Annotated in this window: 14 protein-coding genes; 6 read left to right on the forward strand and 8 right to left on the reverse strand. The window is 65.4% G+C overall.

Annotation, left to right across the window (positions count from 1 at the left end; translation table 11 throughout):
- Window positions 1-83 precede the first annotated feature (83 nt).
- Window positions 84-1,103 carry a phosphotransferase family protein gene (locus R5H30_RS17190; RefSeq protein WP_318329800.1) on the reverse strand — a complete coding sequence of 340 codons (1,020 nt, stop codon included), beginning with the start codon at window positions 1,101-1,103 and terminating at the stop codon, window positions 84-86.
- A 107-nt stretch (window positions 1,104-1,210) separates the two neighbouring features.
- On the opposite strand from R5H30_RS17190, the gene R5H30_RS17195 reads away from it, so the two are divergent.
- A complete protein-coding gene (locus R5H30_RS17195) occupies window positions 1,211-2,191 on the forward strand; it encodes a LacI family DNA-binding transcriptional regulator (RefSeq protein WP_318329801.1) in 981 nt (326 codons plus the stop codon).
- 55 nt (window positions 2,192-2,246) lie between these two features.
- Here the strand turns inward: R5H30_RS17195 and R5H30_RS17200 are convergent, their stop codons facing one another.
- The 3 genes from R5H30_RS17200 to R5H30_RS17210 form a co-directional block, all read right to left on the reverse strand.
- A complete protein-coding gene (locus tag R5H30_RS17200) occupies window positions 2,247-2,891 on the reverse strand; it encodes a ferric reductase-like transmembrane domain-containing protein (protein WP_318329802.1) in 645 nt (214 codons plus the stop codon).
- Window positions 2,892-2,896: 5 nt separating this feature from the next.
- Entirely contained in the window at window positions 2,897-3,382 is a 486-nt protein-coding gene (locus R5H30_RS17205) for a peptidase associated/transthyretin-like domain-containing protein (RefSeq protein WP_318329803.1), read from the reverse strand.
- A 233-nt stretch (window positions 3,383-3,615) separates the two neighbouring features.
- Complete coding sequence (locus tag R5H30_RS17210) at window positions 3,616-4,383, reverse strand: DNA repair protein (protein WP_318329804.1); 768 nt, start codon at window positions 4,381-4,383, stop codon at window positions 3,616-3,618.
- A gap of 455 nt (window positions 4,384-4,838) precedes the next feature.
- Between R5H30_RS17210 and R5H30_RS17215 the strand changes: the two genes are divergently transcribed.
- The 4 genes from R5H30_RS17215 to R5H30_RS17230 all read left to right on the forward strand — a co-directional run bounded on the left by R5H30_RS17215 (window position 4,839) and on the right by R5H30_RS17230 (window position 9,753).
- Window positions 4,839-6,371, forward strand: a complete 1,533-nt coding sequence (locus tag R5H30_RS17215) for a phospholipase D family protein (RefSeq protein ID WP_318329805.1) — start codon at window positions 4,839-4,841, stop codon at window positions 6,369-6,371.
- Between the two features lie 149 nt (window positions 6,372-6,520).
- Window positions 6,521-7,477, forward strand: a complete 957-nt coding sequence (locus tag R5H30_RS17220; RefSeq protein WP_318329806.1) for a dihydrodipicolinate synthase family protein — start codon at window positions 6,521-6,523, stop codon at window positions 7,475-7,477.
- A 12-nt stretch (window positions 7,478-7,489) separates the two neighbouring features.
- Window positions 7,490-8,215 (forward strand): ribonuclease activity regulator RraA, encoded by a 726-nt coding sequence (locus R5H30_RS17225; protein ID WP_318329807.1) that lies wholly within the window; start codon window positions 7,490-7,492, stop codon window positions 8,213-8,215.
- A gap of 14 nt (window positions 8,216-8,229) precedes the next feature.
- Window positions 8,230-9,753 carry an aldehyde dehydrogenase (NADP(+)) gene (locus R5H30_RS17230; protein ID WP_318329808.1) on the forward strand — a complete coding sequence of 508 codons (1,524 nt, stop codon included), beginning with the start codon at window positions 8,230-8,232 and terminating at the stop codon, window positions 9,751-9,753.
- A gap of 68 nt (window positions 9,754-9,821) precedes the next feature.
- Here R5H30_RS17230 and R5H30_RS17235 read toward each other — a convergent pair whose 3' ends face one another.
- A complete protein-coding gene (locus R5H30_RS17235) occupies window positions 9,822-10,481 on the reverse strand; it encodes a Crp/Fnr family transcriptional regulator (protein ID WP_318329809.1) in 660 nt (219 codons plus the stop codon).
- Window positions 10,482-10,707: 226 nt separating this feature from the next.
- Between R5H30_RS17235 and R5H30_RS17240 the strand changes: the two genes are divergently transcribed.
- Entirely contained in the window at window positions 10,708-11,040 is a 333-nt protein-coding gene (locus tag R5H30_RS17240; RefSeq protein WP_318329810.1) for a hypothetical protein, read from the forward strand.
- 29 nt (window positions 11,041-11,069) lie between these two features.
- On the opposite strand, the gene R5H30_RS17245 is transcribed toward R5H30_RS17240, so the two are convergent.
- The 3 genes from R5H30_RS17245 to R5H30_RS17255 all read right to left on the reverse strand — a co-directional run bounded on the left by R5H30_RS17245 (window position 11,070) and on the right by R5H30_RS17255 (window position 13,327).
- Window positions 11,070-12,266, reverse strand: coding sequence for a PQQ-dependent sugar dehydrogenase (locus tag R5H30_RS17245; protein ID WP_318329811.1), 1,197 nt, complete (start codon window positions 12,264-12,266; stop codon window positions 11,070-11,072).
- A gap of 250 nt (window positions 12,267-12,516) precedes the next feature.
- Window positions 12,517-12,861: a c-type cytochrome gene (locus R5H30_RS17250; RefSeq protein ID WP_318329813.1), complete on the reverse strand. Its 345-nt coding sequence runs from the start codon at window positions 12,859-12,861 to the stop codon at window positions 12,517-12,519.
- Between the two features lie 202 nt (window positions 12,862-13,063).
- Entirely contained in the window at window positions 13,064-13,327 is a 264-nt protein-coding gene (locus tag R5H30_RS17255; RefSeq protein ID WP_318329814.1) for a hypothetical protein, read from the reverse strand.
- Window positions 13,328-13,366 lie beyond the last annotated feature (39 nt).

A 13,366-nucleotide genomic window follows, 5' to 3' on the forward strand; every position in this document is an offset into this window, starting at 1 on the left:
CCTGATGTTCAGGAGCTTGAATCAGCCCGATGCACCGACTGCAACCAAATCAATGGGTCCAGAGCCTAGGGCAGGGCGGCGCGTCAGTCCTTTTCGGACGTCTCGGCGAGACCGTCCCGGATCCTGGTGACAAGCTGGTCGAGCCGGCTCTCGGGTCGGCGGATCAGGTCGATGGCCATGATGCGCACGCGGGCGCGGTTCACCTCCGACAGGTACTCCACCGGGGATTTTCCGTCGACGCGGGCCAGCATCAAGGCGGGCAGCAGCCGTGTGATGCGCGTCTCCAGTGCGCCGCGGGCTCCGGCATCGACATGCGCCATGTAGGCGTCACGGAACACAAGAACCGAGTTCAGCAGGCGCCCGCGCGATCCGGGCCGGTGCACGGCTTTCAGCAACAGGTGGTTGAGGCAGTAGGCCGGGTCGAAGCTGCGGTCGCCCATCGTGGCGCATTCCGAGTCCAAAAATACAGGCCCCGCCGCGCGGAACAGAATGTTCTTGGGGCTCACGTCGCCATGCACCAGCACCTCGTCCGCCTCGTAGAGCGTGTCGGCCAGCGAGGTCAGCGGTTCGGCGAGATCGGGGTGAACAGAGGCCGTGAAGGTCAGATAGGGTTCGATCCGAATGGCGCGGAAATCGTCGCGGTTGCGAAACGCCCGCGTGTCGAACTCCGGACAGTCTGACGCCGCATGGAGGATGCCGAGCAGGTCGCCGACCTGCCGTGCCTCATCGCGGTCCGGCGCCTCTTCCAGCAGCGCGGCTTTCCAGAGGTAGACCTCGGGACCCGTGATGAACTCCATGATGAAGCCGTGGGCCTCTTCCGAACGTCCGAAAAGCCGAACGGCGGACTCGGGACTGACTTGTGCCGCGAATTGCAGCCAGGCATACTCCGCGGCGCTTCGGTGAACCGGCACATGCCAATCCTTCTCGACCTTCAGCTTCGGAAGGGCGAATTTCGCGCAGTAGTTTCGGCCATTCATCTCGAACCGCGCGATGTCCGAGGCAACGCCGCCGGTCAGCGGCTCGACACCGCGGACGTCCCCGGGACGCCCCAACCCGAGGTCCGCGACAAGCGCCCGGCACCGGCTGTCGATATCGCTGGCCATACATCGTCTTTCATGCAATTGTTCACGTGAACATAGATGCTATCGCTCGTAAAATGTCAAGACAGCACGAAACGTCTGCGGTAATCATCCTTCGGCAAGGAAAGTAGATGTCGAGACGCGTCACGATCAAGTCTATCGCCGAGGATTTGGGCATCTCGCACATGACGGTGTCGCGGGCGCTTTCCGGGCATCCCAACGTCCAGCAATCGACCCGCGACGCAGTTGTGCGACGCGCCGAGGAACTGGGATACGTGCGCAGTGCTGCCGCAAGCGCGATGCGGGGCGACCCAAGCTCGATCGTGGGCCTGCTGATCCCGAACATAACAAACGATTTCTATGCCCGTTTCGCCAATACCCTTGCCGAGACCTGCGAAGCGCATGGCCTGCAGCTGATCATTCATTTGACCAAGGACGACTACGAGGCCGAGCGGCTGGCGACGCTGCGGCTGCGCGAGGTCCAGGCCAGGACCGTGGTGAGCGTCCCGACGCCATTGCCAGGCACGCTTCCCACCGCGCCGGAGAGCGGACTCGACACGGTGCAATTGATCCGCGACCGCCCGGGGGCGGACCCCGCCGCTTCGGTTCTTGTCGACGATGCGCGTGCCCTTCGCGATGCGGTTTTGCATCTGCACCGGCAGGGTCATCGCCGTATCGCCTATCTCGGGGCGCCCGAAACGCTGTCCTCGGGGCGGCAGCGTCTGGCCGCCTACCGCGCGGGCATGCGAGACGCGGGCCTCGACCCGGATCCGGTTCTGACCTTGCTCGAACCGCCCTCGATCGCCATGGGCGACCGGCTGACGTGCCGCCTTATCGATCACACCGACGCCAGCGCGGTGCTCTGCGGCGGGTTCGAGATCTCCAACGGGGCGCTCAAGGCCGCCATGCAGCGCGAGGCGCTCGGCTCGCGGCTGGCCTTCGTCGGGTATGGCGACCCGGAATTCTACTCGTGGATCAGGGGCGGGTTGACCACGATCGAGGTTCCGGTGGACGAGCTGGCGATCCGTACGGTCGACGTGATCACGCAGCCGGAGAGTGCGCCGCGCGGACAGCGCCACAGCTTCGCCGCCAAGCTGAAGGTTCGGGGCTGAAGTCGAACCGCGCGTTTCCGCAGCGGGCATCTAGCGCCGTCTCAGCTGCCGGCGTTCAGCTCGACCGGGTGCGCTCACTTGTGCCGGGACTCGGTCCGCGGCGAACCACCAGCCGCCAGGTGCGCAGGTCGAACACGACCTTGGCCAAAGCCGCTGCGACCGCCAGGCACAGCACGATCTTCGACGCTTGCCCCATCGTTCCTTCGATGAGCAGCGCGTGAACGATGCTGCCCAGTACAACGACGCTCACCAGTGCGGTATGCGCCAGTCGCCAGACGCGCGGGCCGATCCGTCGTCGTCTGTACAAAGCAGCGCAGACGGCAGCGGCAAAGAGTGCCCACATCGCCACAACGCCCCAGGCCGAGAACGGCGTCGGAGAGACGAACAGCAGCGCATCGACAACGTCCGGAGGGCTGGTGATCCACAGGCCCGCCACGTGGATAACAACGGCGGTCAGGAGGCCCATGCCGACAACGGCATGCACCTGGCGTCCGCGCCGCGCCGGAAGGCCGGGCAGGTAGCCGCCGGCCAGAAGCGGCTGGATCAGTACAAGCACCATGGCGATGACGCCCGCCAGTCCCGCGAGAACATAGACAGGGCCGCGCCAGGCAAGCAGGGGACTTGTAGCCGCAACGATAATCGCCGTGCCGGCGATAAGCGCGAGCGCGGACCAGACAATGACCGGGCGCGGCGATTGCATTCCGGTCAGACAGGTTCCAGGACGAAATGCGCGGCGAGGGTCTTGTCGCGGGCGCTGGACATCACGGGGCGAAGGAACACGGTCTTGTACCCACCGCTGTCATAGGCGAGGTGGCCGTGCGGCTGTCCGAAGGCCGGGACGATTTGCGGCATCTCGAGCCGGAAAGCACCGGTCGCGTCCGTCAGGGTCGCACCGTGACTGTGAGGATCGCGTTCGTGACCCTCGGTCGTATGCGCCCAGATCTGGATGCGTGCGCCGGACAGCGGGGCGCCGTCTCCGGCGCGGCGCACGGTGCCGGTCATCAAAAAGCCGCCGCCACCAATCCGCTCGACGATGGGCGCGCCCGGCAGGTAATTGTTCGCGCCGCCCCGCATCGTCGGGGTCGGTGCCACGCCCTGCGCGCGGGCGGGAACAGGCAGAGCGGCTGCACAGGCCGCGGCGGCGGCCCCCGTGATCAGCGCGGTGCGTCGGGTTATGATGGTCTGGGTCATCCGGGTTCTCCCGTTGCTCAGAAAAGGATGGTCCGTAGCCTTCAAACCCGCGCGCAGCACGCGAAGATCATCGGCCTCATCAGTCTTACCCAGCCAACCTATGTGCGCACGATGGCGCGAACAGCGGTTGCACAAACATGTGAACCGGGTCGATGACCTTTTTTGACCGGTCGAAGCGCTTCGCGGCCGTCACCGGCCCCTCAGGGCGATGGCGGACAATGGTGCGTTGGACCCTACTCGGCCGCGTGGCGAACGATGCCGAGATGCCGAGGCGGTTCTGGCGTGGGATCGGGATTGATCTCACCGAGTTCCGGCAGGATCTCGGCCAGTTCCGCGCGCAACGTGTCAAGCTGCGACCCGGCGACCGCCTCATCCAGTTCCACCTTCTGCGTCCAGCCCTTGAGCTCCATCAGGACACCCTTGGCGTGGTCGATCCGCTGGCGGAACAGGTCGACCTCTTCCTGGCGCTGCTGCAGGAAAGTGCGCGCCCGCGCCACGTTCTCGTCCGAGTAGGTGTCGGCGAGGTCTCGCGACAGATGGCTCATCTGTGCCGCGATCTCGAGGATCGAGGGTTCCAGCCCCTGCAGTTCGGGATGGTCACGCAGATGCACGATGCGCTCGCGCACCGCGTCAAACTCGGAGGCGAGTTGGAAGGCCCCCTGCCGATCGGCGGCATGGGCCGTGTAGTAGGCCCGGGCGACGTCTTCCATCTGCATGTGAAAGCGCCGGTGCGAGTTCTCCAGCGTCAGCACGCGTGTGCTGGCGGGAAGCGCCGACGCCATCATCACCATCAGCGCCGTGAGACCGATTTGGACGACCATGCCGGCCTGCGCGGCGGGAATGGCGCCGATCGCGATGTCGAGGTTGAGCCACGGCAGAAGTCCGAAAGCCGACAGCGCCGTCCAGGCCAGGCCGGCCGCCGCTCCGAGAGAAATGAGAAAAATGCTGAGCCAATTCAGGCAGACCTGTGCCTGGCGCGAAAGGGTATGAAAAGCATGCATAAATTTTACTCCGTCACTGAACGTGCCAAAATCGGGCACGAGAAATCACTAAATTCGCTGCGCCGTTGCGCTTCCTCCTGCATCTGCCTCGGGTTCGGGAGCCGGTCACTGTCGCCAGCACCACTATAAGGATAGTAACGCACGAAGGCGTTTTGACAAAATTTTTAGGCGTTTGTTGGTTGCACGCACTCCGGGCGAAACTGCACCGGTCGCCCATTTTGGCGCGAAAATGCCGTCCGCGCGCAACCGGGACCCGTGGTGCAAGCATCCATCGGTCCGGCAGAATGACCGGATGCCGAATCGACGTTTGTCTTAACCAGCGCGCCTCGGCCCCAGGCAAGCGTTGCAGAACTGCCGCTCGCGGCCCGCGTGATGGGTGACTGACCCCTGGTCGGGATTTGATCCGACGCCCATGCGCTGACACTATGCAGCCGGCACTACCGAGGAACGACGACATGATCCAAATGGCGCTGCACCGCGTGGTGGCAATCGGTCTGATGCTGGCGCTGTCGGCCTGCGCCCCCAAGGTCGTAGAGGTCGCCAAACCGCGGTCCGCCGCGTTCTCCGATACCGGCGATACCTTTCTCGCAAGCCGCGCCCGTGCCCTGGGTGATCCGGGCAACGGCACCTCGGGTGTCCGCCTCGTGGCCAGTGGTCCGGAAGCGCTGGCACTGCGCCTGTTGCTGTCGGAACGCGCCGAGCGCAGCATCGACGCGCAATACTACATCCTGCACAACGACACGACCGGCCATCTCTTCGCCGGCGAACTGCTCCGCGCGGCCGATCGCGGCGTCCGGGTGCGGCTGCTGCTCGATGATATGTACACTGCCGAGTATGACCCGATGACGGCCGCTTTGACCCGTCACCCGAATATCGAGATCCGGCTCTTCAATCCCTTTCGCAGGGACATCGGGCGGGTGCTGGGCGGCCTTCTGGAGTTCGGTCGCATCAACCGCAGGATGCACAACAAGTCGATGACCTTCGACAATCAGGTCACGCTCGTCGGGGGTCGCAACATCGGCGACGAATACTTCGCCGCGCGCGAGGACAGCAATTACGACGATCTCGATCTGCTTGCCGCCGGGCCGGTTGTGCGGGACGTGTCGGCGGTCTTCGACGACTACTGGAACAGCCCCTACGCGATCCCCGCGGACGTCCTGATCGGGCCGATGCCGGCGCTTTCGACCGAAGATGCACGCGCCCGGATGCAGGCGCTCTATGAAGCTGCCAAGCTCACCGAATACGGGTCGGCGCTCGATCACGAGATCCGCGCCCAGCTGCAATCGGCGCGGCTGCAACTCGACTGGGTGCCTGCCCAGGTCGAATCGGACCCGCCCGACAAGGCGGGGCGCTCGGAGGCCTCGGTGCTCGCCGACGACCTGCTGCCGGTGCTGCAGGCGGCCGACAGCGAACTTGTCGTCGCCTCGGCCTATTTCGTGCCCGGTCCGCGCGGCACGGCCCTGCTGACCGGGCTGGCGCGGCGCGGCATCCGGGTGACGATCCTGACCAACTCGATGGATTCCAATGACGTCGAGCCGGTCCACGCGCATTACTCGAAATACCGCAAGGCGTTGCTCGAAGCCGGGGTCGAGCTGTGGGAATTGCGCCCCAACAAGGAGCGCCCGGACCGCACCCTGCTTCAGCTTGGCCAGTCCCTGTCGGGGCTTCACAGCAAGGCCTTCGCGGTCGATGAGCGGCATTTCTTCATCGGGTCGTTCAACTGGGATCCACGCTCGGTCGCCCTGAACACCGAGATGGGCATTCTCATTGACGCGCCGCGTGTGACGCGCGCAGCGATCCGAGAATGGCGGGCGGGCCTGCCCGACGCGGCCTACCGTCTCGTGCTGACCGAGACCGGCGAGATCGCCTGGCTTGAAAAGCGAGAAGATGGATCGTGGACTGGCTACGGGCGCGAGCCTACGTCCTCGGGCTGGCGAAGGTTTCGGATGGGTCTTTACCGCACGCTGCCGATCCGCCGACAGCTTTGAAACATCGCGCTCGGCGCTGAGAGAGGCCCTGCCGCGTGGTCGGTGTCCACCAAGCGGCGCAACCTGCGCCCTGCCTTCCAAGGACAGGACGGTATCCGGTCTGATGCTGTTGCGGTTCTGGCCGCGCTGGGGTTCTATGCGCGCGAATTATGCCCGATCCGCCGACTGCAAGGCTGTCGCGGCGCACCAGAACCGGAGACCGGCCGATCGCGCATGACCTCGATACCGCCCTCAGAGGCATCTCTGGCATCCTGGTGACCCCCTACGATGCTGCGGGCGAAATCGCGCCGGGTCGGCTTGCGCCGATCATAGACCGGGCGCTGGGCGCGGGGGTGCACGTCCCTGTGGTCAACGGCAACACGGGCGAGTTCTACACCCTCACGACCGACGAGGCCTGTGCGATGGTCGGCGCGGTGGCCGAGCTGGTCGACGGGCGCGCGCCACTGGTCGCCGGTGTCGGGCGCGGCATCCGCGACGCTTGCCGGCTGGCCGCGGCGTCGGCGCAGGCCGGGGCGGCGGCATTGATGATCCACCAGCCGCCCGATCCGTTCGTCTCGGCGCGCGGCACGGTCGACTATGTGAAAGCGGTGTCGGATGCGGCAGACGGGTTGCCGATCCTGCTCTATCTGCGCAACGACGCCATCGGAACGCAGGCCATCGCCGACCTGTGTGCCGTTCCGGGCGTCAAGGGCGTGAAATGGGCCACGCCCAACCCGCTGAGGCTGGCTGCCGCGATCCGTGCCTGCGATCCGTCGATCGTCTGGATCGGCGGGCTGGCCGAAGTCTGGGCGTCGCCGCTCTATGCCGTCGGCGCGCGCGGCTTCACCTCGGGCCTGATCAATGTCTGGCCGGAGCATTCCGTCGCCATCCACGCGGCACTGGACGCAGGCGACTACGCCGCAGCGAACCGCCTGATCTCGCGGATGCGGGCCTTCGAGGACATCCGCGCAGAAGAGTTGAACGGCACCAACGTTACCGGCGTCAAGGCAGCACTTCAGGCGCTGGGCCTCGATTGCGGTCCGACGCGCCCCCCGTCGGCCTGGCCGCTGAGCGTAGACCAGAAAGCCCGACTGGACGCCTTTCTTGCCGATAACGGCCTGACCTGAGGACACCACCGAATGACCGACCACCCGCTGAAGCCCGAGACCAAGGCGCGGCTCGAAGCCGTTTCCGTCGCAACGCTGGCGACCGCGCTTTACAAGCGCGGTCTGCGCAACCAGGCCATCCAGGATGTCCGGCCGCTGGCGCAGAAGGGCCGCAACATGGTCGGACCGGCCTTTACCCTGCGCTACATGCCGGCCCGCGAAGACCGCAACCAGCTGGCCGAATTCCGCAATCCCGATCACCCGCAGCGCAAGGCGGTCGAGACATGTCCGCAAGGCCACGTGCTGGTGATGGACAGCCGCAAGTCTGCCTATGCCGCCAGCGCCGGCGACATCCTGATCACCCGTCTGATGGTGCGCGGCGCGGCCGGGGTGGTGACCGACGGCGGCTTTCGCGACGCGATGAACATCGCCAAGCTCGACATGCCGGCCTACCACAACCGCCCGTCCTCGCCCACGAACCTGACCATCAACGAGGCCATCGACATCAATGTGCCGATCGGCTGCGGAGACGCGCCGGTCTTTCCCGGCGACATCGTCGTGGGTGACGACGACAGCGTGATCGTGATCCCGGCGCACCTGGCCGAAGAAATCGCCGAGGAGGCGGTCGAGATGACGGCCTACGAGGATTTCGCGCTCGAGCAGGTACAGGCCGGCGCTTCGATCATTGGCTTGTATCCTGCGACTAGAGAAGAGAACCTGACCAAATTCGCCGAATGGCGTAAGACCAACAACCGCTGATACCGGAGAACGACATGCTCGACGATACCTTCAAACCGCACGGACGGCACCTGATCGCCGGAGACTGGGTCGAAGGCGAAACCACCTTCCGCTCGGAACCCGCCAGCGGCGAAGCCTTCGACTACTCGGTCGGGACGCCCGACCTTGTCGACCGCGCCTGCAAGGCGGCGGAAGAGGCGTTCTGGTCCTACGGCTATTCGAGCCGCGAGGACCGCGCCAGGTTCCTCGAGACCATCGCCGACGAGATCGACGCACGCGGCGCGCAGATCACCTTCATCGGAACCTCCGAGACCGGCCTGCCGCAGGCGCGGCTCGAGGGCGAGCGCGGGCGCACGACCGGTCAGCTGCGGCTGTTCGCCGAGCACATCCGCAAGGGCGACTACCTCGACCGGCGCCACGATGCGGCGCTGCCCGATCGTCAGCCGCTGCCGCGCCCGGATATCAAGATGGTGCAGCGCCCGATCGGGCCGGTTGCGGTCTTCGGAGCGTCTAACTTCCCGCTTGCCTTCTCGACCGCCGGCGGCGACACGGCTGCGGCGCTGGCCGCGGGCTGCCCGGTCGTGGTCAAGGGCCATTCTGCGCATCCCGGCACCGGCGAGATCGTCGCCGAGGCCATCCACGCCGCGATCGGAAAATGCGACATGCCCGCCGGGGTCTTCTCGCTGATCCAGGGCGGCAAGCGCGATGTCGGGCAGTCGCTTGTCCAGCATCCGCTGATCAAGGCGGTGGGCTTCACCGGGTCTTTGGGCGGCGGGCGCGCGCTGTTTGATCTGTGCGCCCAGCGTCCGGAGCCGATCCCCTTCTTCGGCGAGCTGGGCTCGGTCAACCCGATGTTCCTGCTGCCCGCGGCGGCCAAGGCCCGCGGCGCGCAGATTGGCGAAGGCTGGGCCGGTTCGCTGACGATGGGAGCGGGGCAGTTCTGCACCAATCCCGGCATCGCCGTGGTCGAGACGGGTGCGGACGGAGACGCTTTCGTTGCCGCCGCCAAGGACGCGCTGTCGAAGGTCGATCCGCAGGTCATGCTGACCGATGGCATCGCCGCGGCCTACAAGGACGGCAAGACCCGGTTCGATGGCCGAAACGCGGTAAAGCCGGTGCTGACCAACGACGACGAGGGCCGCCATGCCTCTCCGAACCTCTACGAGACCGACGCCGACGCCTACCTGCAGGACCACGCACTGGGCGAAGAGGTGTTCGGACCGCTCGGCCTTGTCGTGCGGGTGTCCGGTGCGGACGAGATGGAAACGCTTGCCCGCGGCTTCGAAGGCCAGCTGACGGCAACGCTGCACATGGATGACGGCGACACCAACCGTGCGCGGACATTGCTGCCGATCCTCGAACGCAAGGCCGGCCGGCTTCTGGTCAACGGCTTTCCGACAGGCGTCGAGGTCGCGGACACGATGGTGCATGGCGGGCCGTACCCGGCTTCGACGAACTTCGGGGCGACGTCGGTGGGCACGCTGTCGATCCGCCGTTTCCTGCGTCCGGTCTGCTACCAGAACGTTCCCGACGCGATCCTTCCGGGCGACCTGGCCTGAGGTCGCCAAACCGGTGATTTGAGCCGGACCGCCGCCCGTTCGGACGGTGGTCTGTCCTTGAGAAGACCTCAAGCGGGCGCGGCGGCGACCTGCATATCGACCACGGAGCGGCCCGACGCCCCCTTCAGGTTCTCGGTCAGGCGGCGGGTGATCGTGCGCATCACCGCCAGCCCAAAGCTTGGATCCTCGAACTGCAGGCGCATGAACTGCTTGGCATCGACACTGTAGACCACGGCCTCCGACAGGCAGCGTGCCGTCGCCGTGCGGGCCGCCGCATCGGTGAAGAACGCGATCTCGCCGAAGATGTCACCGGGAGACAGGTCGATCCCCAGTTCCGCGATCCGAACGCGCCCCTCGGCGAGGTAGTAGAGCCGGTCGACGGGATCGCCGCGCTCGAAGACCACCGCGCCGGACGCGAGCTTGCGGCGCCGACCGTAGGTTTGGACCACCGAAAAGTCCGCCTGCGCGTTGCCGGACGCGTTGCTCAGCTTGCCGCGCAGCGCCACGACCTGCCAGAAGCGGTAGAGGTTGATCGGCAACAGCAGCAGTTCCATCGCCAGCAGCGGCCAGAGTTGCAGGACCGACGCGTAGATCACGAAGCAGACCGACGAGGCTATGGCGAGAATGCGCAGCGGCAGCATCGTGCTCATCGAGTAGGTGGCGATGGTGAGCAGCGACGCCACCCAGCCGACGGCCTCGATCCAGTCGATCTGGCTAAGGTGATCCATTGAGTGTCTCCCGATGTTCAATGTACGTCACGACGCAGCTCTCGCGATGCCGGGCGCTTGGTGATTGGCGAATAGCTTGGATGAAAAACGTGCCTTTCGCAGGCCGCGCGCCGGTCTTGCCGGAACCCTGACCTGCGTCGATACTGGCGCAGCGACCCGGAAAGGAAGGCCGATGCGACCGCGGATATTGATTGCCTGCCTTGTCGCCGTGGCTTGTCCCGGCGCGGTGCCGGGCGATCCCGGTGAAGCGATGGCGCAGGCGAAAGCTGGCGCGTTTGACGCGATGGGCGAGGTGCGTTGCGCACAAGAAGTGGGGCAGACGCTCGGGATATGTGTCGCGGACGTCGCCCGCCATGAAAGATCCGCCGCGGTGGTCGTCACCTTCGCCAACGGATTTGCGCGCACGCTCACCTTCGAAGATGGCGACTTTTTGCGCGGCAACGCGACGATGTCAGGCGTCGGTACGGATATCGAATGGGAACTCGTCGAGGGTCTTTACCGCGTCAGGGTAGACGACCAGCGCTTTGAATTGCCCGAAGCGCTGGTCTTCGGCGACTAGCCCCGCGCGATGCGCGGGGCTGCCGACACTCAATTGCCGGGCGTTAGCTTGTGGATCATGCCCTCGTCGATGGCCGTGTAGAGGCTGCCGTCGGGCCCCATGACCAGCGACCGGAAACGCCCGGACTCCATCGGCAGGGTCATCTCGGTCACGTCCTGCACGTCGGTGTTCTCGTCGTTGAACTGGATCACGTCGATGCGCTGGCCGATCGGCGTACCGCCGAAGCCGATGCCCATGATGCCGACGACCATCGCGCCGTTCCAGTCACCCCATGCCTCGCCGTCGAGGAAGGCCGCCGACGAAGTCCCCTGCGACCAGCCGTTGTTGTTCCAGATCGGCGGCATGGCGTCTGGGTAGGTGTCGAAGTCGGTCATCGGCATGAAGGCGGCGCGCTCGTAGCGGTTCATGCCGTCTTCCTGGTTCGGGCTGTAGCCGCAGTAGTTGTCCGGGCAGTCGCCCCGTCCGGCCATGTTCGGGCGCGGATCCCAGCCGGCGTTGCCGCCATTCTCGAGGATCGTGATCTCGTCCGAGTGCCAAGGTCCGTGCTCGGCGGTGATCGCCGCGCCGGTCTCGGGGTGGAAGGCGATGCCCTGCACGTTGCGGTGACCGTAGGTGTAGGTGCGCTGGTCGAAGCCCTCGGGCGGGCTGTTCTCGGCATGGGCATTGCCGTCGGTGTCGATGCGCAGCACCTTCGAGCCCATCATCGTCGGGCTTTGCGGCACCTCGCCGTTGTGGGTGTCGCCGGTGGTCAGGAACAGGTTGCCATCGGCGTCAAAGCGGACGCGGCCGCCGTTATGCGCGCCGGGACCGCCGAACGGGTGATCGGAGGCCGCCATCTTGTAGGGTACGTCGTCGACGATGTCGGTGCGATCCGCGACGGCCGTGAAATCCTCGCTCAGCGTGAAGCGCATCAGCCGGTTGGTGTGCGGATCCGACATGTTGGAGGTCGAGTAGACATAGATGCGGCGGTTGTTTCCGAATTCCGGGTCGAAGGCGACGCCCATCATGCCCGCCTGTCCCTCGCAAAAGAGGTCCGAACCGTTCGAGTTGTACCCTTCGGTCTCGCCGACGCCGTAAAGCGCGTTGACCGTGCCGTCCGGCAGGCGCACCGACAGTCCCTTGCACTTCTCGGTGAACAGCATCGTGCCGTCGTCGAGGAACGCCATGTCCCACGGGTTCTCCAGCCCTTCGAGCACGACTTCGTGCTGAAGGCTGGTGGTGTTCATGCCGCTTTGCGCCAAGGCCGGAGTCGCGACAAGCGCCGCCCCGGCCATGAGCGTTGCAGTAACCGAACAAGTCCTGAAGCCAACCATTTTATCCTCCCAGATTTTGGTCAACGATCTTCCCCGGAGCGGTCGAAGCCACTCTCGCGGAGCGGGAAAACCGAGCCTGCAGCGTAGGTCTGGGTTGACTCTCGGTCAACGCAATATTGACGCTGCGTCAGGCGGATATCCGCCCGCGGCCCGGCAAAACGCATCAGTCGAATGCCGTGGCGACGTAGACCGCGAGGCCCTCGATATCCTCGTCGGACAGCTTCTTGGCGTGCTGGATCATCAGCACCGAATTCGGCCCGATCTTCTCGCCCGAGCGGTAGATCCGCAATTTCTCGGCGATCTGCTCGGGCTCCTTGTCCGAAAGCTTGGGATAGCTCGCCACGCCTTGCGCCTTGTTGCCGTGGCAGGCCCGGCAGGTCTTGCTGAAAATCTTCTCGGCGGCCGCCAGATCGACGTCGGCATCACCCGAGGCCGCAGCAGTGTCGTCGGCCGAAGCTGCGACCCCCCACAAGACGAGTGCCGATGTCAGAATTAAGCGCGTTACCATCTATGGTGCTCTCCCTCGCTATCAGATTGCGACCCTTGTAGTGGGTTCCAACGCCGTGGCCAATGTAGCGTCACATGACACTTTCGTATCGGTCTGCACCGGACGCTTTGTCCCTTGTATCGAAGCGTACGCGTCACCGGCAGGACCGTTGCGACCTGCAAAACGCCTTTGATGGGCGCTTCTGCCGGATGCCGGGCGAGGCTCAAAACAGAGCGCTGACAAAGGCGGGCTTTGGCAGCAGACTCGGATCCAAAAGCGTGGCAAGGGGGCGCAGGTTCTCCGAGTTAAACTCGTCCGCGATTTCGTCGAAGGACAGCGCCCACGGTTCTCGATCAGGATCGAGGTCTCCGTTGTATACTGGCGCCAGACCGAAATCTGCGCGCCCGCGCACACCTGCCCGGTTCTTGTGCGATCGCGCAGCCGACACCGCTGCAACGGCCACCTGCAAGAGCCTCGCACGTGACATGCGGCGCACATGACATAGGTCTTGGTCCGGACAAGCCGC

Origin of the sequence: Roseobacter sp. FCG-D35 (genome assembly GCF_033436665.1) — a bacterium.
Classification (GTDB): Bacteria; Pseudomonadota; Alphaproteobacteria; order Rhodobacterales; family Rhodobacteraceae; genus JAWQFO01.